General features: G+C 42.3%; 22 protein-coding genes. 7 read left to right on the forward strand and 15 right to left on the reverse strand.

The genetic code is table 11. From position 1 onward, the window contains the following. Window positions 1-11: 11 nt before the first annotated feature. From AU387_RS13120 to AU387_RS13130, 3 genes are all read right to left on the reverse strand, one after another. Window positions 12-467, reverse strand: a complete 456-nt coding sequence (locus tag AU387_RS13120; RefSeq protein ID WP_059335854.1) for a GNAT family N-acetyltransferase — start codon at window positions 465-467, stop codon at window positions 12-14. Then, the gene (gene suhB / locus AU387_RS13125) at window positions 454-1251 is read right to left on the reverse strand and encodes an inositol-1-monophosphatase (protein ID WP_059335855.1); all 798 of its coding nucleotides are present in this window, start codon (window positions 1249-1251) and stop codon (window positions 454-456) included. The genes AU387_RS13120 and suhB overlap by 14 nt, the downstream gene beginning before the upstream one ends. A gap of 137 nt (window positions 1252-1388) precedes the next feature. Continuing rightward, window positions 1389-1577: a hypothetical protein gene (locus AU387_RS13130; RefSeq protein WP_010334110.1), complete on the reverse strand. Its 189-nt coding sequence runs from the start codon at window positions 1575-1577 to the stop codon at window positions 1389-1391. 238 nt (window positions 1578-1815) lie between these two features. Between AU387_RS13130 and AU387_RS13135 the strand changes: the two genes are divergently transcribed. After that, on the forward strand, window positions 1816-2454 hold the full coding sequence (locus tag AU387_RS13135; protein ID WP_044156023.1) for a YktB family protein: 639 nt from the start codon (window positions 1816-1818) through the stop codon (window positions 2452-2454). Window positions 2455-2491: 37 nt separating this feature from the next. Here AU387_RS13135 and AU387_RS13140 read toward each other — a convergent pair whose 3' ends face one another. Further along, window positions 2492-2758 (reverse strand): UPF0223 family protein, encoded by a 267-nt coding sequence (locus tag AU387_RS13140; RefSeq protein WP_024121266.1) that lies wholly within the window; start codon window positions 2756-2758, stop codon window positions 2492-2494. Window positions 2759-2943: 185 nt separating this feature from the next. On the opposite strand from AU387_RS13140, the gene speA reads away from it, so the two are divergent. Beyond that, window positions 2944-4416, forward strand: a complete 1473-nt coding sequence (gene speA, locus AU387_RS13145) for an arginine decarboxylase (protein ID WP_059335856.1) — start codon at window positions 2944-2946, stop codon at window positions 4414-4416. 36 nt (window positions 4417-4452) lie between these two features. Here the strand turns inward: speA and AU387_RS21290 are convergent, their stop codons facing one another. Further along, window positions 4453-4572, reverse strand: coding sequence for a GapA-binding peptide SR1P (locus AU387_RS21290; RefSeq protein WP_010334106.1), 120 nt, complete (start codon window positions 4570-4572; stop codon window positions 4453-4455). Window positions 4573-5004: 432 nt separating this feature from the next. On the opposite strand from AU387_RS21290, the gene slp reads away from it, so the two are divergent. Beyond that, window positions 5005-5379, forward strand: coding sequence for a peptidoglycan-associated lipoprotein Slp (gene slp, locus AU387_RS13150; RefSeq protein ID WP_024121264.1), 375 nt, complete (start codon window positions 5005-5007; stop codon window positions 5377-5379). 48 nt (window positions 5380-5427) lie between these two features. Here slp and lpdA read toward each other — a convergent pair whose 3' ends face one another. The 5 genes from lpdA to AU387_RS13175 all read right to left on the reverse strand — a co-directional run bounded on the left by lpdA (window position 5428) and on the right by AU387_RS13175 (window position 11464). Continuing rightward, a complete protein-coding gene (gene lpdA, locus AU387_RS13155) occupies window positions 5428-6840 on the reverse strand; it encodes a dihydrolipoyl dehydrogenase (protein WP_044156025.1) in 1413 nt (470 codons plus the stop codon). Between the two features lie 4 nt (window positions 6841-6844). Next, window positions 6845-8173 (reverse strand): pyruvate dehydrogenase complex dihydrolipoyllysine-residue acetyltransferase, encoded by a 1329-nt coding sequence (gene pdhC / locus AU387_RS13160; protein ID WP_024121262.1) that lies wholly within the window; start codon window positions 8171-8173, stop codon window positions 6845-6847. 114 nt (window positions 8174-8287) lie between these two features. Then, window positions 8288-9265, reverse strand: a complete 978-nt coding sequence (pdhB, locus tag AU387_RS13165) for a pyruvate dehydrogenase complex E1 component subunit beta (RefSeq protein ID WP_014113660.1) — start codon at window positions 9263-9265, stop codon at window positions 8288-8290. 3 nt (window positions 9266-9268) lie between these two features. Further along, window positions 9269-10384 (reverse strand): pyruvate dehydrogenase (acetyl-transferring) E1 component subunit alpha, encoded by a 1116-nt coding sequence (gene pdhA / locus AU387_RS13170; protein ID WP_024121261.1) that lies wholly within the window; start codon window positions 10382-10384, stop codon window positions 9269-9271. Between the two features lie 408 nt (window positions 10385-10792). Then, window positions 10793-11464 (reverse strand): YkyA family protein, encoded by a 672-nt coding sequence (locus tag AU387_RS13175; protein ID WP_059292844.1) that lies wholly within the window; start codon window positions 11462-11464, stop codon window positions 10793-10795. A 217-nt stretch (window positions 11465-11681) separates the two neighbouring features. On the opposite strand from AU387_RS13175, the gene AU387_RS20635 reads away from it, so the two are divergent. Together AU387_RS20635 and def are read left to right on the forward strand one after the other, a co-directional pair. After that, a complete protein-coding gene (locus AU387_RS20635) occupies window positions 11682-11837 on the forward strand; it encodes a YjcZ family sporulation protein (RefSeq protein WP_024121259.1) in 156 nt (51 codons plus the stop codon). 108 nt (window positions 11838-11945) lie between these two features. Next, complete coding sequence (gene def, locus AU387_RS13180; protein WP_044156028.1) at window positions 11946-12500, forward strand: peptide deformylase; 555 nt, start codon at window positions 11946-11948, stop codon at window positions 12498-12500. 41 nt (window positions 12501-12541) lie between these two features. On the opposite strand, the gene AU387_RS13185 is transcribed toward def, so the two are convergent. Continuing rightward, a complete protein-coding gene (locus AU387_RS13185; RefSeq protein ID WP_059335857.1) occupies window positions 12542-13315 on the reverse strand; it encodes a Cof-type HAD-IIB family hydrolase in 774 nt (257 codons plus the stop codon). A 381-nt stretch (window positions 13316-13696) separates the two neighbouring features. Between AU387_RS13185 and rnpZA the strand changes: the two genes are divergently transcribed. Beyond that, on the forward strand, window positions 13697-13906 hold the full coding sequence (gene rnpZA, locus AU387_RS13190; RefSeq protein WP_010334097.1) for an RNA polymerase subunit omega 1: 210 nt from the start codon (window positions 13697-13699) through the stop codon (window positions 13904-13906). A 5-nt stretch (window positions 13907-13911) separates the two neighbouring features. Beyond that, window positions 13912-15579 carry a ribonuclease J1 gene (rnjA, locus tag AU387_RS13195; protein ID WP_059335922.1) on the forward strand — a complete coding sequence of 556 codons (1668 nt, stop codon included), beginning with the start codon at window positions 13912-13914 and terminating at the stop codon, window positions 15577-15579. Window positions 15580-15612: 33 nt separating this feature from the next. Here rnjA and ade read toward each other — a convergent pair whose 3' ends face one another. The 4 genes from ade to kinC all read right to left on the reverse strand — a co-directional run bounded on the left by ade (window position 15613) and on the right by kinC (window position 20372). Next, a complete protein-coding gene (gene ade, locus AU387_RS13200) occupies window positions 15613-17346 on the reverse strand; it encodes an adenine deaminase (RefSeq protein WP_059335858.1) in 1734 nt (577 codons plus the stop codon). 156 nt (window positions 17347-17502) lie between these two features. After that, entirely contained in the window at window positions 17503-18168 is a 666-nt protein-coding gene (gene ktrC / locus AU387_RS13205) for a Ktr system potassium transporter KtrC (RefSeq protein ID WP_010334094.1), read from the reverse strand. Window positions 18169-18239: 71 nt separating this feature from the next. Further along, entirely contained in the window at window positions 18240-19070 is an 831-nt protein-coding gene (locus tag AU387_RS13210) for a gamma-glutamylcyclotransferase family protein (RefSeq protein ID WP_059335859.1), read from the reverse strand. Between the two features lie 15 nt (window positions 19071-19085). Continuing rightward, window positions 19086-20372, reverse strand: a complete 1287-nt coding sequence (kinC, locus tag AU387_RS13215; protein ID WP_059335860.1) for a two-component sensor histidine kinase KinC — start codon at window positions 20370-20372, stop codon at window positions 19086-19088. Window positions 20373-20491 lie beyond the last annotated feature (119 nt).

Consider the following 20491-nt stretch of genomic DNA (forward strand, 5'->3'; position numbering starts at 1 on the left):
TATACGGCAGCTTAAACTAAAGGCTTTACCATGATTATGTACGGCTTATCTGCCTCATCTTTCTCCGTCTTGAGCTGTTCAAAGCCGCATTGGCTCAAAAACAGTATCCATTCATTCCGGTCAATCGGTACCGCTGTAAATAGTGCTCTATGTTTGTCTTGAAGCGATTGGCCGATCTGTTCAATGATCTTCCTGGCATGTCCCTTTCTTTCTTCAGCAGGATCAACCAGCACTGTTCCCAGCCATGGCTTTCCGTTGGAAGGAGCCCATTCGAGATGATAGCTGACGGCAACAGGCAGACCGTCTTTTTCCCAAACAAGCCATGATCCGTTATACATCGAGTAGGAGATCATATAGCTTTCTGCATCTTTTTCCCCAAACTCTTCCTTTTTCCAAACAGGATGAGCCTCCGCAATTTCCTCAAACCAACTGAGGTCATCCTGTTCAATTGGTCTATTTTTCAGCATGAAGATACTCTTCAAATATTATTTTATGTATAGATGGGTTTCCGGCCAGCACACAGTGATTTTCTAAAAAAGTGAATGGTTCCCCTTCAGTCGTTGTATAAATGCCCCCTACTTCGTTCAACAGCACACAGCCAGCTGCGTAATCCCAAGGAGCAAGCCGCATTGTAATGTAAGCGTCAATTCTTCCCGCAGCGACGTTTGCCAGTTCTAAAGCGGCAGAGCCATAGGAGCGTGTTCCTCTCACCCTTTTCACAAGCGGTGTCAGCACACCCGGGTCAATTCTTCTGTTTTCCGTCACCCATGTCGCATTAATGGCTAGAATCGCTTCTTCAATAACGGTTTCCTTTAAAGGAGACAGCTTCGTATCATTCATATAAGCACCTTTACCGCTAAACGCGTGATACAGTTCATCATGCACCACATCGTAAATTAATCCGATTTTTCCTTTTCCATTTTCAAAAATACCGATTGAGATTGCAAAATTTCTTTGCTGGTGCACAAAATTCATCGTCCCGTCAATCGGATCGATAATCCAGACGACACCTTCCAACGAGTGAAGTTTGTCTCCTTGTCCTTCTTCTCCGAGTATGCGATGCCCAGGAAAGGTTTCTTGGATGCGGTCAATAAAAAACTTTTCCGTTTCCTTGTCAATATTGGTGACTAAATCATTCGGATTTGATTTTGTTTCAATTGTCAGGCTTTCGTGCATCGACTGTTTAATTCTTGCGCCTGCTTCTTTTATCCATTTCTTTGCAGTCTCATCAATTTCCGCCCAATTTGTCATTCATGCGTACCTCTTTTCTATGTAGACCTTTATTTTATAGGATACTGATAACGGCGGTGAAAAAGCAAGGAAAATGAAAAATATGCCTTCTCACGTAAAAACGAACCATTCACGCGGTTCGTTTTCACTATAGCTTTTTACCCGTTGAGGCGAATCCATTCTTTTCTGAGACGTTCAAGTTTGTTTTTGCTTAGCTCAATTTGTTCGTCATTTTCCTTTTGCATTGCCTCATAAAGGGTTGCCAATTCATAATCAACCTCTAGTCTCCAGACAGCTACACGGTTGTTTTTCTCTTCCCTAAATCCCTCTTTCACAACTTGCCTCATTGTCTTTCGCCCCTTCCAGAGATCATTTGTTTTAAAAAAGCATCCCATTTTGCCATTCAACAATGATACTTCTTATATCCTATGATTCTTCTATTTACCTGTAACATGATTCTGAAAATTGTGTGTTTACCTATTCGTTTATTACCACATTCCCCCTCTCTTCAAACGCGTGCTCATCTTTTTGCTGCGCGTTCTAACTGTGATAAAATATGTATACTTAGCATGAAGGAGGAAAATCATGACACAAATGCGTTTTACTGAAGAAGACTTTAACACATTTACAATAGACGGCTTAGACGCGCGCATGGAGGTGTTAAAAGAGCGGGTTCGTCCGAAGCTGACTGCTTTAGGCGAGCACTTTGCCCCGACATTATCCGCTTTAACCGGAGATGAAATGTTTCCCCATGTGGCCAAGCATGCAAGGAGATCAGTCAACCCTCCTGCAGACAGCTGGGTGGCATTCGCAAACAGCAAAAGAGGCTATAAAAAACTGCCGCATTTTCAAATCGGCTTGTGGGAGAGCCATGTTTTTGTATGGTTCGCGATCATTTATGAGTCCCCTATAAAAGAAGAATACGGCAAATTGCTTGAAGCGAATCAAGACAGCGTTACAAATCACATTCCAGACAGCTTCGTTTGGTCTGCGGATCACACAAAGCCGGGGGTCCATAAGCAGTCAGAAATGGACAAGGAACAGCTCAAGACATTGTTTGAACGTTTGCAGACCATAAAGAAAGCCGAGCTGTTATGCGGTATTCAGCTTTCAAAAGATGAGGTGCTGAGTATGAATAACGAAGAATTCCTTCAGCGAATCGACGGTGCCTTCCAGCAGCTTGCATTTCTGTACCGCTTAACCCAAAAAGTATCACAAGCATAAAAAAAGAGCCGGGACCTTTCATCCGGCTCTTTTCCTTTTACATCTTAATCTTTGCCTGGTCAGATTCCTTCGCCTGCTTGACCGTACGATAAGGAGAGTATGTACTTTGTTCCTCAAATTCGCCGCACAGCTTTTTTTCTTCAGCTTTTCCCGGCACAATTTCTTTGAATCGCCGATACGTCTTAAGCAGCTCTTCACGGTCGGCACCCTTTTCATAAGCCAGCTCAACCTGCTGGAAAAATGCAATCACATCCACTGCTTCTTCGGTTGTCCAATCTTCATTCATCGGATATTGGTATTCCATTTTCTTCACTCCTTATAGATTCGCTTTCCTTTTACAAAAAGCATCTTCATTTGATCATAAATTGTTCTTTACATTCTTTCAAGTTCATAATATAATTCATTTGTTTTACGTCTAAAAAACTGTTGAGAAACTGATTTTAATACACACTAATATGCATAGGTATTACTACAAAGGTGGGAAAACAATTGTCGCAACATGAAACACCCTTATACACAGGCCTGAAAAAGCACGCAAGCAGACAGCCTGTTCAATTCCACATTCCCGGCCATAAAAAAGGGGCAGGAATGGATCCGGAGTTCAGACAATTTATCGGTGAAAACGCGTTAAGTATAGATTTGATTAATATTGAACCATTAGATGACCTGCATGCGCCTAAAGGCATTATTAAAGAAGCGCAGGATTTGGCGGCCGAAGCTTTCGGCGCGGATCACACCTTTTTTTCTGTTCAGGGAACAAGCGGCGCAATCATGACAATGGTGATGGCTGTCTGCGGACCTGGAGATAAAATCATCATTCCAAGAAATGTGCACAAATCCATTATGTCAGCTATTGTATTTTCCGGAGCTGTCCCAATCTTTATTCATCCTGAAATTGACAATGAACTGGGCATCTCTCACGGCATTACACTTGAATCCGCTAAACGTGCGCTGAATGAACATCCTGGTGCCAAAGGGCTTCTTGTGATCAACCCGACATATTTCGGGGTAGCTGCTGATTTAAAAAGCATCGTAGAACTAGCCCATTCCTTTGATGTGCCGGTTCTGGTCGATGAAGCACACGGCGTTCATATTCATTTTCACGACCAATTTCCGCTTTCAGCAATGCAGGCAGGTGCAGACATGGCTGCGACAAGTGTGCATAAGCTAGGCGGATCACTGACACAAAGCTCTATTCTAAACATGAAAGAAGGCCTTGTTTCTAAAGACAGAGTGCAATCGATACTCAGCATGCTGACAACCACGTCTACTTCTTATTTGCTTCTAGCCTCTTTGGACGTCGCCAGAAAACGGCTTGCGACAGAGGGCTATCAGCTTGCTGAAGAAACGTTGAAGCTTGCTAATCAGACGAGAGAACGTCTGAACCAAATTGACGGCATTTACTGTGTCGGTTCTGAAATACTCGGTTCTAAAGCGGCTTACAATTATGACCCGACAAAATTAATTATTTCAGTTAAAAACCTCGGGCTCACAGGACATGATGTCGAGAAGTGGCTGCGGGAATCCTTTAATATTGAAGTAGAGCTTTCAGATCTGTATAACATTTTGTGTATCTTCACACCTGGTGACAGCCAGAACGATGCAGATCGCCTTGTGGAAGCTTTACAAGAGATTGCGCGTCAAATGTCAGCAAATGATGTTACGCATAAACAGACAGAGGTACTGCTTCCAGAAATCCCGTTACTGGCGATGACGCCGCGTGACGCTTTCTATGCAAATACAGAAATTGTTCCATTAAAAGAAGCAGCAGGACGGATTATCGCTGAATTTGTGATGGTGTATCCTCCTGGAATTCCTATCTTTATCCCCGGCGAGATTATTACAGAAGAAAACATCAGCTACATCTTCAAAAACATTGATGCCGGGCTTCCTGTTCAAGGACCGGAGGATTCTACTTTGAGCATGATTCGAGTCATAAAAGAGCAAAAAGCTATTCAATAAATACAAAAAGCATGCGGCTAAGCCGCATGCTTTTTCTTACTCTTCATCAAGAGGACACTGACATTGTCCGCAGCATGTTCCGTATAACGTTGTAACCTTCTCATCCTCGAAGTAATGAATGGCTTCGTTACAATCTTGGCAAACAATCGTACCCATCTCTCATTCCCCATTTCTTTTAATTTTGAAAACGCTTAATTTCTTTTGTTGGTATTATATTAATATGTCATATTTAAAATGTCAACGACAAATTGTATAACACATTTATTTCGAAAATTTTTAATGTAACATGTTTTTTCTTTTCGGTTCCATAAATTATCATCTTCTTAACAAACGCTTTCATTCGATACTTATGCTGAAAAGACATTGTGATTTCATGTTTTCGCGAACTTTTTTTGAATAGTGTAACGAAATTGCAAATGATTCGCGATGAATAATGTGTGCGTTCAGAGTATTGGGTTTTAAAGAGATGTTATCGCTCTTTAAAAACGGTTTCAATTATATAACAATTAGGTAACAAGAAGCAGATGACGCGGTTACTCATGATAAACTAAAACTAGTTTACTATGGTTTATACAGAGGAGAAGATAGATGCGATATCGCGCGGTATTTCCCATACTGATGATAGTATTTGCTTTATCGGGCTGCACCCTTTCCACAATCAATCCAATAAAAAAAAGCCGAATTGACAGCATTCATCATACTCAAATCCTATTTTTTTCTGATGAAAATCAAATTGATCAAGAGGCGTCATATTATGATGCTCTGCTAGATTTAGAAAAGGATTATCCTGACCAAATAGATAAAATGAAGGTATACGATAACAGAAAAGGCTGGGAAGATGAAATCGAAACCGTCCCTACTCTCATGGTTGTTGATCAGCGGCATGTCGTTGTGAAAATAGAGGGATGTGTGAAAAAGAAAGAAGACATTATTAAACCATTACAGCATGTACTGTCTAAATAAATAAAACAGCCCTCGCTTACAGCGGGGCTGTTTGTTATGTCATCTCTATTATTTTACGATGTGAATCGGGCTTCCGATTGCCACTTCAGCAGCTTCCATTGTGATTTCACCCAATGTTGGATGCGCATGAATTGTCATAGCGATATCTTCAGCAGTCATGCCGCCTTCGATAGCTAAACTTAATTCAGAAATCATGTCAGAAGCGCTTGCGCCGGCGATTTGCGCACCGATTACAAGGCCATCCTCTTTACGAGTGATCAGCTTCATGAAGCCGTCAGTTTCGTTAAGAGAAAGCGCGCGGCCGTTTGCTGCAAATGGGAATTTAGCAGCAACAATGTCAAGGCCTTCTTCTTTCGCTTGTGCTTCAGTGTAACCGACTGATGCAAGCTCAGGCTCAGAGAAGACAACCGCAGGAATACCAAGGTAATCGATTTCTGCAGGCTCTCCAGCGATCGCTTCTGCAGCAATCTTACCTTCGTAAGATGCTTTGTGAGCAAGCGGCGGTCCTTCAATGATATCACCGATTGCATAGATGTTAGGTACGTTCGTGCGGCACTGTTTGTCAGTTTTGATAACACCGCGGTCAGTCATTTCAATACCGACTTGCTCAAGACCAAGCTCATCAGTATTTGGACGGCGTCCGACAGTAATCAGTACGTAATCAGCATCAACGGTTTTTTCTTCACCTTTTACTTCGAAAGTGACTGTTACGCCGTCAGCTTTTTCTTCAACGCCTTTAGCCATCGCGTTTGTATGGATTTCAACGTTGCCTTTTTTCTTCAGTCTGCGAGTTACAAGGGAACTCATTTGTTTTTCGAAGCCTGGAAGAATTTCATCTCCGCCTTCAAGAATAACAAGCTCAGTGCCGAAGTTTGCATACGCAGTTCCAAGCTCAGTTCCGATGTATCCGCCGCCGATAACAACAAGCTTTTTAGGAATTTCTTTAAGAGCCAAAGCGCCGGTTGAATTTAGGACACGCTCAGTATATTTGAAGTTTGGCAATTCGATAGGACGAGAACCAGTCGCAATGATTGCGTTTTTGAACGTGTATGTTTGAGCAGAATTCTCATCCATTACACGAACTGAATTGCTGTCTACAAAGTAAGCTTCGCCTTTTACTACATCTACTTTGTTGCCTTTAAGAAGACCTGCTACACCGCCAGTAAGCTTGTTAACAACAGAAGTTTTCCACTCTTGAACTTTTGTGAAATCAACTGTTACGTTTTCAGCAGTGATTCCCATGTCATCAGAATGCTTAGCATTCTCATAACGGTGGCCAGCATTGATCAGCGCTTTTGAAGGGATACATCCAACGTTCAGACAAACGCCTCCAAGAGTTGCTTTTTCAACGACTGTTACTTTTTGTCCAAGCTGTGCAGCGCGGATGGCAGCTACATAGCCGCCAGGTCCCGCACCAATTACAAGAGTATCTGTTTCAATAGGGAAATCTCCTACTACCATAACATTACGCCTCCATTAAAATTAATTGTGGATCGTTCAGTAAACGCTTGATGTGATTTAGTGCATTTTGCGCAGTCGCTCCGTCGATCATACGGTGGTCGAAGCTGAGAGAAAGAGCTAAGACTGGAGCTGCTACGATTTCGCCATCACGAACAATCGCTTTTTCTGCAATGCGTCCGATACCAAGAATCGCAACTTCTGGATGGTTGATAACCGGAGTGAACCATTGTCCGCCGGCTGAACCGATGTTTGTAATTGTGCAAGATGCGCCTTTCATTTCAGCTGGAGCAAGCTTGCCTTCACGAGCTTTTGTTGCAAGGCTGTTGATCTCATCAGAAATTTCAAAGATCGCTTTACGGTCTGCATTTTTTACAACTGGCACAAGCAAGCCTTTTTCAGTGTCAGCAGCAATACCGATGTTGAAGTAATGTTTTTGGATTACTTCATCTGTTTTATCGTCAATTGACGTGTTTAAAACAGGGAATTTTTTCAGTGCAGATGTAAGAGCTTTTACAACGTAAGGCAAGTATGTCAGCTTGATGCCTTGATCAGCAGCAACCTGTTTGAACTGTTTACGATGTGCAACAAGGTTTGTTACGTCCACTTCGTCCATTAGTGTTACATGAGGAGCAGTATGTTTAGAGTTAACCATCGCTTTTGCAATTGCTTTACGGATACCGCTCATTTTTTCGCGAGTTTCTGGGAATTCACCCTCTGGAGCCGGTGCAGCAGCCGGTTTAGCAGCTGTTTCTTGAGGTGCAGCCGTTTCTTGCGGCGCAGCTTCTTGCGCTCCTCCGTTTACAAAGCTGTCGATATCTTCTTTCACAACACGTCCGTTGTTGCCTGAACCTGTTACTTTACGGATATCTACGCCTTTTTCACGAGCGTATTTACGTACAGAAGGCATAGCGATCACGCGTTTGTTCGGGTCAACTTCAGCTTGATCCTGCTGTCCTGCGCCAGTTTCTTTAGCAGGCTCTTCAGCACGCTCTTCTTTCGCAACATCTTGTCCAGCTTCACCAGTAGACTGAACTTGTGCTTCAGTTTTTGCGTCGCCAGACTCATCGCTGCCTTTAAATTGAAGGTCTTCGTAACCAGGTGCATCAAACGTAATGATCGTTTGTCCAACAGTTGCAACCGTTCCCTCTTCAACTTTTAATTCTAATACTTTTCCTTTAACAGGTGAAGGAATTTCTACTACTGCTTTATCATTTTGGACTTCCGCCAGTACATCATCTTCGTCAACCTCATCGTTAGGCTTGACAAACCATTTTACGATTTCGCCTTCGTGGATACCTTCCCCGATATCTGGAAGTTTAAATTCAAATGCCACAGTTCTCGACCTCCTAGTTTGATTAAGCAATTTTAAAGTTTACAACGTAAGCATTGAAAACAGATATATAATAGAGGGAAAACGTTCATCTTCCCTCTCGATTATGCAGTTTGATTAAAATTCAAGTACTTTTCTTGCTGTTTCAAGAACATCTTTATGGTTTGGAAGCCATACGCTCTCCGCTTGAGAGAAAGGAAATACTGTATCAGGCGCAGCCACGCGAAGTACAGGTGCTTCCAAGCTCAAGATCGCACGGTCATTAATTTCTGCTACTACGTTTGCAGCAATACCGGCTTGTTTTTGTGCCTCTTGAACAACAATCGCGCGTCCTGTTTTTTCTACAGATGCGATGATTGTATCAATGTCAAGCGGGCTTACAGTGCGAAGGTCGACAACTTCAGCAGAAATGCCGTCTTTTTCAAGCTCCTCGGCAGCTTTTAATGATTCATGAACCATTGCGCCGTAAGTGATGATTGAAAGGTCAGTACCTTCACGTTTTACGTCAGCTTTGCCAAGCTCAATTGTGTATTCTTCTTCAGGAACTTCCTGACGGAAAGAACGGTAAAGCTTCATGTGCTCTAAGAAAACAACAGGATCGTTGTCTCTGATCGCAGAAATCAAAAGTCCTTTGGCATCGTAAGGAGTTGATGGAATAACAACTTTGATACCAGGCTGTTGTGCAACAAGACCTTCTAAGCTGTCAGCGTGAAGCTCAGGAGTATGAACACCGCCGCCGAACGGAGAACGAATGGTTACAGGTGAAGTCCAGCGTCCGCCAGAACGGTAACGCATACGAGCCATTTGGCCAGAAACTGAATCCATTACTTCGTAAACAAATCCGAAGAATTGGATTTCCATTACCGGACGGAAGCCGTTTAAGCCTAAACCAAGGGCAAGACCGCCGATACCAGATTCAGCAAGTGGCGTGTCAAACACACGGTCTTCACCGAATTCTTTTTGCAATCCTTCTGTCGCACGGAATACGCCGCCGTTAACACCAACGTCTTCTCCGAAAACTAAGACATTTTCGTCATTTTTCAGTTCTGTGCGTAACGCATCCGTGATTGCTTGAATCATTGTCATTTGCGCCATGGCTTACTTCGACTCCTTCTGTGTATAAATTTCAAATTGCTCCTCAAGGTTATGAGGCATTTTTTCGAACATGATTTTCATTAAATCAGTTACTTTTTGCTTAGGCTCAGCATCCGCTTTTTTGATCGCCTGCTTAATTTCTTCTTTTGCATCCTCGATTACTTTTGTTTCTTCTTCTTCAGACCATAGGCCTTTGTTTTCAAGGAACGCACGGAAGCGTACAAGCGGATCTTTTTGCTCCCACTCGTTTTCGATTTCTTTTGTGCGATATTTAGTCGGATCGTCACCAGCCATTGTGTGCGGGCCATAACGGAATGTCAGTGTTTCAATCAGTGTCGGGCCTTCACCGTTAATCGCCCGTTCGCGTGCTTCAGCAGTTGCAGCGTATACAGCAAGCGGATCCATTCCGTCTACTTGTACACCCACAATACCGGCAGCTACTGCTTTTTGTGCAATTGTGCCTGCTGCAGATTGTTTTTCAACTGGAGTTGAAATCGCGTAACGGTTGTTTTGTACAACGAAGATCGCAGGTGCTTTATAAGCGCCGGCAAAGTTAATTCCTTCGTAGAAGTCCCCTTGTGAAGCTCCGCCGTCACCAGTGTAAGTGATTGCGACAGCTTTCTTACCGCGTTTTTTAAGACCTAGCGCAACACCGGCCGTTTGAATGTATTGAGCACCGATAATGATTTGTGGAGAAAGGGCATTCACATCATCAGGCATTTGGTTTCCTCGGAAATGTCCGCGAGAGAACAGGAACGCTTGATATAATGGAAGGCCGTGCCAGATTAACTGAGGCACATCACGGTATCCCGGAAGAACGAAGTCTTCTTTTTCAAGCGCGAAATGTGTAGCAATCTGAGAAGCTTCTTGGCCCGCAGTAGGAGCGTAGAATCCGAGACGTCCTTGACGGTTTAATGAGATAGAGCGCTGATCAAGCACACGCGTAAATACCATGCGGCGCATAAGCTCTTTCAATTGATCATCAGTTAAATCAGGCATCGCCGCTTCATTCACGACTTCTCCCTTTTCATTTAAAATTTGGAACGTTTCGAACTGCTTTTTAATGGCATCAAATTGCTTCTTACTATCAACGATTACTTTTTTCGTTTTTGCAGCCATACTAAAGTCACCTCTTCCTTTCTTTTAAACAGTCATTAGACGTGCATTCCTTTTATACATACAAACTTAGGGTACCCTAAAGTATCAGCAGTAAGTCGTATATATTTTAGCCGATCCCCAGTTTGCCGAAACCATTTATGTAGGATAGTTACACTCTGCTTTGAACTGTATTATTTCGAAGTTGTAAAAAACTAATACAACACCGCTTAACATGGATTAGTTTACACCATATAAAGAAGAACCGTCAATCGTTTTCATCGCTGATTTTCAATAAATGTATTCGCTTTACATTTTCTATAAAAAAACAGATGCAGCCTGTACCTCAAACTGTACTAGTATAACCTATCACACTGTACTACAATAGAAATTTAAATTTTGAATAGAATTTAAAAAAAGAGCTGATCATAGTCAGCTCTTTTTTATATGATAGCCTGCGGCGTCATATAAATCTTCGCGGGCTTTATTATATTTCTCCGTTTGCACATCAAATTCTCCGCTTTGTTTAAGGACTTTTTTATAAGATGCATTCGCTTTTTCAATCTGCTGATCAAGCTTATCCAGCGTCAAGTCTTTGTCTTTCAGCAGCTTATACAGTTTTTTATCAAGTTTAATCGCTTTTTCATATTCTTCAGACATAGAGCTGTATGCAGCATATCTTTTTTTCATATGATCTGCCGCAGTCTCGGCTTTTGCCTTGATGTGTTTATCTTTAATATTTTCTGCGGATTTTTTGGCTTCCTCAAATTCTGATTCGGATTTTTCGATGCTCTCATTTTCAAGCTTTAGATGTTCTTCTCGTTTATTTACATTCTCTAGCGCTTCGTCTGATATTGAAACGATTTTTTTATAATCATCCATATTGAGCTTGATGACATCATTGTAGAGAGCATGTTCTTTCTTCTCTAATTCTTCGAGCGTTTTCTGTTCTTCTTGAAACGGTTTTTCTAGATCAGCGACTTTTTCTAATGAGTCATGAAGTGAATCCAGCGGGTCCTGTCCCACACATCCGGTTAATAGTAAAGCCACAGCGCAAAAGGCTCCGATTTTCACCCCGTAGCGCCGTTTTATTCTGTCTTTCACGTTAAATCCCCCAATCTTGACAATTTCTACTATAGAATCCATAGAGATATTTGACAATAGCCAGGTGGTTATCGCATGGCTTTCTGAGTAAAAAATAAGATCTAATCGTGAAAAATCAGGACAGATGACCATACAACTTTTTTGTTTTTACATAGGTTATTGTAGACGCTATGCCTACTACAAGGCTCTGGCGTAATTAAAAGAGGAGGTTATGTTCATGTACGGTTATGGATATGGTTACGGCGGAGGCTGCTGCAGTTATGGTTACGGATATGGCGGAGCAGGATATGGCCGCACATTTGCGTTAATCGTTGTTTTATTCATTCTGTTAATCATTGTTGGAGCTGCTTATTTAGGCGGAGGCTGTTGCTAATTACACAGTAAAACACTGACCAGCCTTTACGGCTGGTCATTCGTTTCGTTGCACCTTTACGAAGAAATCCGATATAATTTACATATTAAGCTTTAGGAGTGAAGTTTCTTGATTACTATGGAAAACATCGTGCGCGACGGCCACCCTGCCTTAAGAGAGACAGCAGAGCCTGTCGGGCTGCCTGCCACAGAAGAAGAAAAACAGCAGCTGGCAGATATGATTGAATTCGTAAAAAACAGCCAAAATCCGGAATTAGCTGAAAAATACAATCTGCGCCCCGGCGTAGGACTTGCGGCACCTCAAATTAATATTAATAAACGGATGATTGCAGTCCATGCAGAAGATGCTTCCGGGAAGTTATACAGCTATGCATTATTTAACCCGAAGATCGTCAGCCATTCCGTTGAAAGAAGCTATTTAACAAGCGGTGAAGGCTGCCTGTCAGTTGATGAGGCAATTCCCGGCTATGTTCCGCGCTACGCTCGTATCAGAGTGAAAGGAACAACACTGGAGGGAGAACAAATAGACATTCGTTTAAAAGGATTTCCGGCGATTGTATTTCAGCATGAAATCGACCATTTAAATGGCGTTATGTTTTATGATCATATCGATAAAGAAAATCCATTTAAAGAACCTGAAAACGCGATGGCGATTGACCGCTAAAAGAAAATATGCGGCTGACACTATAAGTGCCAGCCGCTTTTTTATTTTAGCAGGCCTAATTCTTTGACAGCATAAGCAATTCCATCCTCGTTTACAGGCTTTGTTACAAAATCCGCAACTTCTTTTAATTCAGTAACGGCATTCCCCATGGCAACGCCTGTTCCGACAAACTGAATCATTTGCAGATCATTTAATCCGTCACCGAAGGCATATGTATCGCTGATATCAAACGGAAGGCGCTCGATTACTTTTTTAATCCCTTCCGCCTTCGATCCGCCGCGCGGCAGAACATCAGTCGAAAGCTCATGCCAGCGCACAAGATCGAATTCTGGAAAAGCCCCATAAACTTTTTCTTCTTCATCCTGGCAAAATAGCAGAAGCTGAAAAATTTCTTTTCCTTCATAAAAGAGGTCATCGGTTTCAGGATAGTCGGTTTTCAGGCTGCCGATTCCCTCCAAGACATGAGGATGGTCAGCAACAGTCGCTTTCATTGTATCTTCAGCCATAAATACAACCGGGTGGCTCCCTTCTCCCGCCTGCTTTAACAATCTTCTGATTGCCTCTTCAGGCAGCGGATTCTTATAAATCACTTCATTTTCAAAGACGACATACTGACCGTTGTATGAAATAAATGAGTGAATGCCTAACTCCTCTAAAATCGGCTTCACCAGAAACGGGGACCGCCCGCTGGCGATAAACACATGGTGTCCCTGCCTCTGAAGCTCCGCTACCGTTTTTCTTGTGCTTTCCGGTATCTTTTTGTCGTGATCATATATCGTGCCGTCAATATCGAAAAAAATTAATTTTGAGTCCATCGTTATTCCCCTTTATCGTCTAAATCTGCAATTCCCACACTCATCATACAAAAAGATTTCGGTTCAGCAAACTATTTCCCTCAAAAACAAAATAAAATTCCATTAATATCCACGAAAAGTCCGTGCTAAACTCCGCATACTATTTGTATAAAACAGCCTTGGACAAGTATCAATCGAAGGAGGGACCGCATTATGCTTCGGAAATTAAAAAAGAAACTCAGAAGACAATGGAACGGAATGCTCCGCAGGAAAGCCATTGCCTGATAAGGGATCTGTCCCTTTTTGAAAGGTCCTTATTTTGCTCAAGACTTTCCTTATATTCCGTTTTCGAATATAATAGAATAAGCGAGTCTAACATACGGCATTTAAGGAGAGATTTGGATGATTTATAAGGTATTTTATCAAAAAAAAGCTGAGGAAGTACCTGTTCGGGAAAAAACAGATTCACTTTATATTGAAGGCGTATCAGAGCGTGACGTCAGAACGAAACTGAAAGACAAGAAATTTAATATTGAATTTATCACACCTGTTGACGGTGCTTTTTTAGAATATGAGCAACAGAGTGAAAATTTTAAAGTATTGGAGTTATGAGCGGTATGAAATTTGTAAAAAACGATCAGACTGCTGTTTTCGCCCTCGGAGGACTGGGTGAAATCGGTAAAAATACGTATGCGGTGCAGTTTCAGGATGAAATTGTGCTGATTGATGCGGGGATCAAGTTTCCCGAGGACGAACTGCTCGGTATTGATTACGTCATTCCCGATTACACGTATTTAGTTAAAAACGAAGATAAAATTAAAGGGCTTTTTATCACTCACGGGCACGAGGACCATATCGGAGGCATCCCGTACCTGCTTAGACAAGTCAATATTCCCGTTTACGGCGGTAAACTCGCGATCGGCTTACTTCGGAATAAACTTGAAGAGCACGGTTTATTAAGACAGACTAAGCTTAACATCATCGGTGAGGATGATATCGTAAAATTTCGCAAAACGGCTGTGTCATTCTTTAGAACAACACACAGTATTCCGGATTCCTACGGTATTGTTGTAAAAACACCGCCCGGAAACATCGTACATACTGGAGATTTCAAATTCGACTTTACTCCAGTCGGCGAGCCGGCAAACTTAACGAAAATGGCCGAAATCGGCAAAGAAGGCGTTCTGTGCCTCCTTTCAGACAGCACAAACAGTGAAAACCCGGAGTTCACTATGTCTGAACGCCGTGTCGGAGAAAGCATTCATGACATTTTCCGCAAGGTGGACGGCCGAGTTATCTTCGCTACATTTGCGTCGAATATTCACCGCTTGCAGCAGGTAATTGAGGCTGCTGTATTAAATGGAAGAAAAGTTGCCGTATTTGGACGCAGTATGGAATCGGCTATCGAAATCGGACAAACTCTCGGCTATATTAACTGTCCTAAAAATACGTTTATTGAACATAACGAAATCAATCGCATTCCTGCCAATAAAGTAACAATCCTGTGTACAGGAAGCCAAGGGGAACCGATGGCGGCTTTATCCAGAATTGCAAACGGCACACATCGGCAGATTTCAATCAATCCTGGGGATACAGTCGTATTTTCTTCATCCCCTATCCCGGGCAACACAATCAGCGTGAGCCGCACAATTAACCAGCTGTATCGTGCGGGGGCCGAAGTTATTCACGGACCTCTTAATGATATCCATACATCCGGTCACGGCGGACAGGAAGAACAAAAGCTGATGCTTCGTTTAATCAAGCCTAAATTCTTCATGCCGATTCACGGTGAGTACAGAATGCAAAAGATGCACGTCAAGCTTGCGACAGATTGCGGCATCCCTGAAGAAAACTGCTTTATCATGGATAACGGTGAAGTATTGTCGCTTAAAGGCGATGAAGCTTCAGTTGCCGGTAAAATCCCATCCGGTTCAGTATACATCGACGGTAGCGGTATCGGTGATATTGGAAATATCGTGCTTCGCGACCGCAGAATTCTTTCTGAAGAAGGTCTTGTGATCGTCGTTGTCAGCATAGATATGGATGACTTTAAGATTTCAGCGGGCCCTGACTTGATTTCCAGAGGGTTTGTTTACATGAGAGAATCAGGTGATTTGATCAATGACGCCCAGGAGCTTATTTCAAACCACTTGCAAAAAGTTATGGAACGAAAAACCACTCAATGGTCAGAAATCAAAAATGAGATCACGGATACGCTTGCTCCGTTCTTATATGAAAAAACGAAACGCCGCCCAATGATCCTTCCGATCATTATGGAGGTTTAAAAAAAGATGCACTCACTTAGGAGTGCATCTTTTTTATTGCAGTGCTATATGCTGAAATGACTTTACATCAAACAATCCTGTTGTCGTCATTTTGATGTCAGGAATGACAGGCAAAGCCAAGAATGAAAGCGTCAAAAATGGGTTAAACCGGTCTTTAAAACCGATAAATGAGAGCTTTTCATGAAGCGTCATTAAGCTTTGATTCACCAATTCTGCAGATTGGTCGGATAATAACCCCGCAATCGGCAGAGCAACCGAGTGAAGTTCTTCCCCGTCTTTTATAACTGTTAATCCGCCGCCAATTTCCTGCAGCTTATTAACTGCGGCTGCGATATCGGTGTCATTTGTCCCCACGGCAATGATATTATGCGAATCGTGTGAAATCGTTGTTGCAATCGCCCCGCTTTTCAAACCAAATCCTTTCACAATACCAAGTCCCGTTTCTTTTAATCCCTTATGCCGTTCCACGACTGCAATCTTTAACAAGTCAAGATCGATTTCAGGCTGAAAAATGGGTGCTTCTGGAGCCGGAACACTCACCAGGCGTGTTTCAAGCTGATTTGGTATGATTTGAATGACATTCATCTGCTGCTGGGGATCAATTGGCATATGAAAATCCTGTTCGGAAAGAGGAGCAGCAAGGTTAACGGAATGAAGCAGCGCCGGGTCTGGTGTTAGCGTATGAGCTTGTGCCTGACAGACTGCTTTATTATTTTCAGCAACAGTTTGTCCTTTTACCAACGTCTTTGTGACAGTGACATTTTCCACATCTGAAATAAAGAGCAAATCGGCGTCAAATCCCGGAGCAATCGCTCCCTTTGTATCTAGTCCGTAGCATTCCGCTGCATTCAGGCTTCCCAATTGGTATGCCAAAAACGGATCGAGGCCAGCTTGAATAGCCATTTTCACCTGATGATTCACACTTCCCTCTGACAATAAATCATCTACGTGTTTATCATCAGTACAGAAAAAGAAACGGCGCGCATTCTTTTCATTAACAGCCGGCAGCACTTTCATTGTATTTTTGGCGACTGACCCTTCTCGCATCATGACGTACATTCCTCTTCTGATACGATCCAGCGCTTCTTCCTTCGTCGTTACCTCATGATCGGTCAAGACAAAAGCGGTTCTGTAAATATTGATGAGATCAGTTGACAAGCCTGCTAAATGTCCGTCAATCCGTTTCCCCGCGCTCCGGGCATCAAACAGCTTATTAACCATGTCTGCTTCACCCTGCTCAACCGATACATAATCCATCACTTCAGCCAGACCCAATACCTCTTTCTCTTCGTAAAATGGCTTCAAATCGGCCGCCCGAAGTACCGCACCGGATCGCTCAAAGCTGGCGGCAGGCACACTGGAGGGAAGCATAAAATGGATATTCAGCGGTGTTTGCCGAGCCTGTTCAATCATAAATTTGATCCCTTCCTGACCGGACACGTTCGCTATTTCATGCGGATCGGTAATGATGGTCGTCACGCCATTCGGCAATACGGCTTTTGCAAACTCGATCGGTGTCACCATTGATGACTCAATATGTACATGACCATCAATAAATCCCGGCACAATGACTTGCCCCTCTGCATCAATGGTTTCTTCACCTTCATACTGGCCGAGGCCTACAATCACTCCGTCTGTTATCGCAATATCTTCATAAATCCACTCATGATTATATACGTCCATGATTTTCCCGTTCTTAATGACGATGTCAGCTTTTTGTCTGCGGGCTGAAGCATTCAGCCTTTTGACCAGCGCTTCTTTATTCAAATAGCCCCCTCCTCTTTTTTATTTATATGGTACAATATGCTATCGGAACGCTTATCCGTAGTCAATAAAATTTTAGTAAATTGGCGCTTAGTTCATTAAAGTTGTTATATTCTGATAATATTAAAAAACCGCCCCTAAGGACGGCTTATATTTCTTCTATTTCGTATGAAGAACTCTTTTCTCAAAACGTGAAATATCCGTAACCGATCCAATGACGATGAGAATATCTTCTTGATGTATCACTTCAGTCGCAAGCGGCGACACGATGACTTCCTTGCCCCTTTTAATCGCTACAATATTAATACCGTATTTCGCCCGTATATCTAAATCGAGAAGAGTGTTTCCGGCAAGACGGCTGTTGGCAACGATCTCGACAAGACTATGCTCTTCTGACAGCTCCAAATAATCAAGTACATTGTTTGAAACGATATTATGCGCAATTCTTTTTGCCATATCACGTTCCGGGTGGACAATGTGATCCGCGCCGATTTTGGACAGCACTTTTTCATGGTAATCATTCTGAGCCTTAACTGTAATCGTATTGACACCCAGTTCTTTGAGAATCAGAGTTGTTAATATACTCGCCTGAATATTTTCACCGATCGCAACAATGACGTGGTCAAAATTCCTCAAACCTAAATTTTTCAGAACAGATTCATCGGTCGAGTCTCCGATGACGGCATGTGATGCAATCTTGGCATACTCGTTGACTTTATCTTCATCAATATCCATCGCCATGACCTCGACGCCCTCTTCACTCAATGCTTTGCATATACTTCCACCAAAACGGCCGAGTCCAATTACGGCAAATTCTTTTTTCATAGTGGTGCTCCTTTACCTAACATCATATTGATCAAATTTTAACATATTCTTTTGAGGCAGTGTTAATTTCATCAACCTTTTGGCAGCGAATTCATATGCTGCTTAAGCCGTTCAGTAAAGCCCTTGGTCAAATAAAGCTCCGCTCCCCGTTCAATCTCGATTTGATAATGCTGAGGAGGTGCTGTTTCTGCTTCTTTTCGGAGGACGAGAAAGGTTAAACAATCGGTATAGAGCTTTCCCCCTGCTTCAACGTCTACAAATGCCGGCCGATAGGTATGAGATTCAACCCCTTCCCTTTTATACAAATAGGCGACAGCTGAAAAAGGAAGACGATACAACACCCCTTCTGTCGTACCTCCGTCTTCAGTGATATCCGCCCTTGAGCCGTCTGGCCTTTTTAACGTAAAGCGGGTTGTATACCCTTTTAAAACAGCTCCTCCCACTGGATCTTGAAAATAATGATCAACCCCTGCTTTTTGAAAACGGGCATTGTCCATACAAGATCCGTAGGCAAAATAGTACACGGGATCTTTAGATTTGCTGATCATCTGATGTTCTTTCCAGTCACCGCTGCCTATTTTCACAAAGTCAGCACAATCATCTTTTTTCATATAATATACAACTGCTTCCTTGATTCCAGCATCAGTTTCGACATGTACAGATGTCTTGTGGTAGCCTTGATAAAAAAGATCAAGCTTATGTATACACAATTCATCTGCTTCATATATCTCACCGCAAATATAGCCATCAGCCCCAAACACGGCCGCAGGTTCCTCGGCTGCCGTATTAAAAAGACTTCCCTTTGTCCGCGCCTGCTCACTGATACAAGCCGACTGTGATAACAAATGATGATTTTTTTCATGCTTCCTTAAAGTCCCATATACAAACAGAAGCGAGTTCATCTTGTTTTTCCCCTCTCAGCTGTCAGATTTCAAAGGCAAAACAACTTGAAAGATGCTGCCTTTTCCAGCTTCACTTTCAATCTTCAATTCCCCGTTATGTTCCTTTAATATTCTCAAACAAATGGCGAGCCCCAGCCCTGTGCCTTTCTCCTTTGTTGAATAAAAAGGTTTTCCGATTTGCTCAAGCTTTTCCTGTGACATGCCGTTTCCTTCATCTTTTACGCTTATTACGACGTGTGAAGCTGTTTTAGCAGTGGAAATCGTTACGATACCGCCTTTTGGCATTGCTTCAATTCCATTTTTGATAATATTGATAAAAACCTGCTTCAGCTGGTTTTCGTCCCCTTTAATCATACAGGCTTCCGTCTCACCAAAATTCTTTTCTATAGCAATATTGGACAATATGGCATTCGTATCAAGCAATGTCGTGACTTGTTTCAAAATTTCATTGATTGGGTGCGTTTTAAATGTAATTTCCTGCGGCTTCGCCAGCAGCAGCAGCTCGCCGAGCACCAGGTCAATTCTTTTAATCTCTGAAAAGATGATATCAAAATAATCTTTTCTATCCGGATATGATGTTTTCATAATTTGAAGGAATCCGCTGACGGACGTTAAAGGATTTCTGACTTCATGTGCAATGCCGGCAGCCAGTTCACTCGTGATTGACAGTTTCTGCGACTCCCTCGCAAGCCGTTCATTGATTTCCAGAAGCTCATCTTCAGCCTCTTTTCGCTCAGTGATGTCTGACATTGTACCCAGGCTTCCGGTAAATTGCTCATCTCGGTCATAGTAAAGTTTATAGTGAATCTCGCCCCAAAAAATTGTCCCGTTCTTTGTCACATATTTTGCCGTAAACATCCCCGAGGACGCTTTGTTTTTGATTTGAGTATTAATGTGATCAGCTACATGCTTTTCTTTTATGAAGTAATCATTATACATTGTCCCCATACATTCACTGATCGAAAAACCTGTGATAGCTGCCCACGCTTGATTTAAGTATGTAATTTCGCCTTTTGCATTTGTTTGAAAAACGATCTCCTGTAAATTATCCATGATGCGGTTCTTCTCATCAGAAAGCTGTTTATACTTCCATTCATTATCTTTCATTTTCTTGACCAGCTGTTTTTTCTCATCGACATAATACGCCAGCATCCAGACACTGAAAATCGTTACTGCTGTATACACAATGTCAACAGGCCAATTAATCGGGTTTTTGCCTATAAAATAAAATAAATAATCCCAAAACATAATAAAAATCATCGCCAAAATAATGGAAATGATACGTGCTTGATATTTTCTCATATGACCACCTGCCGCTTGTGTTTCTCTGTTTATTGTACCATTCTTCGACAAATAATTGAGTAAAATATGTAAAGTATCCCAAATCATTCATTACCTTTTGTTCATGATGTCATATCTTA

Origin of the sequence: Bacillus halotolerans (genome assembly GCF_001517105.1) — a bacterium.
Lineage (GTDB): Bacteria > Bacillota > Bacilli > Bacillales > Bacillaceae > Bacillus > Bacillus halotolerans.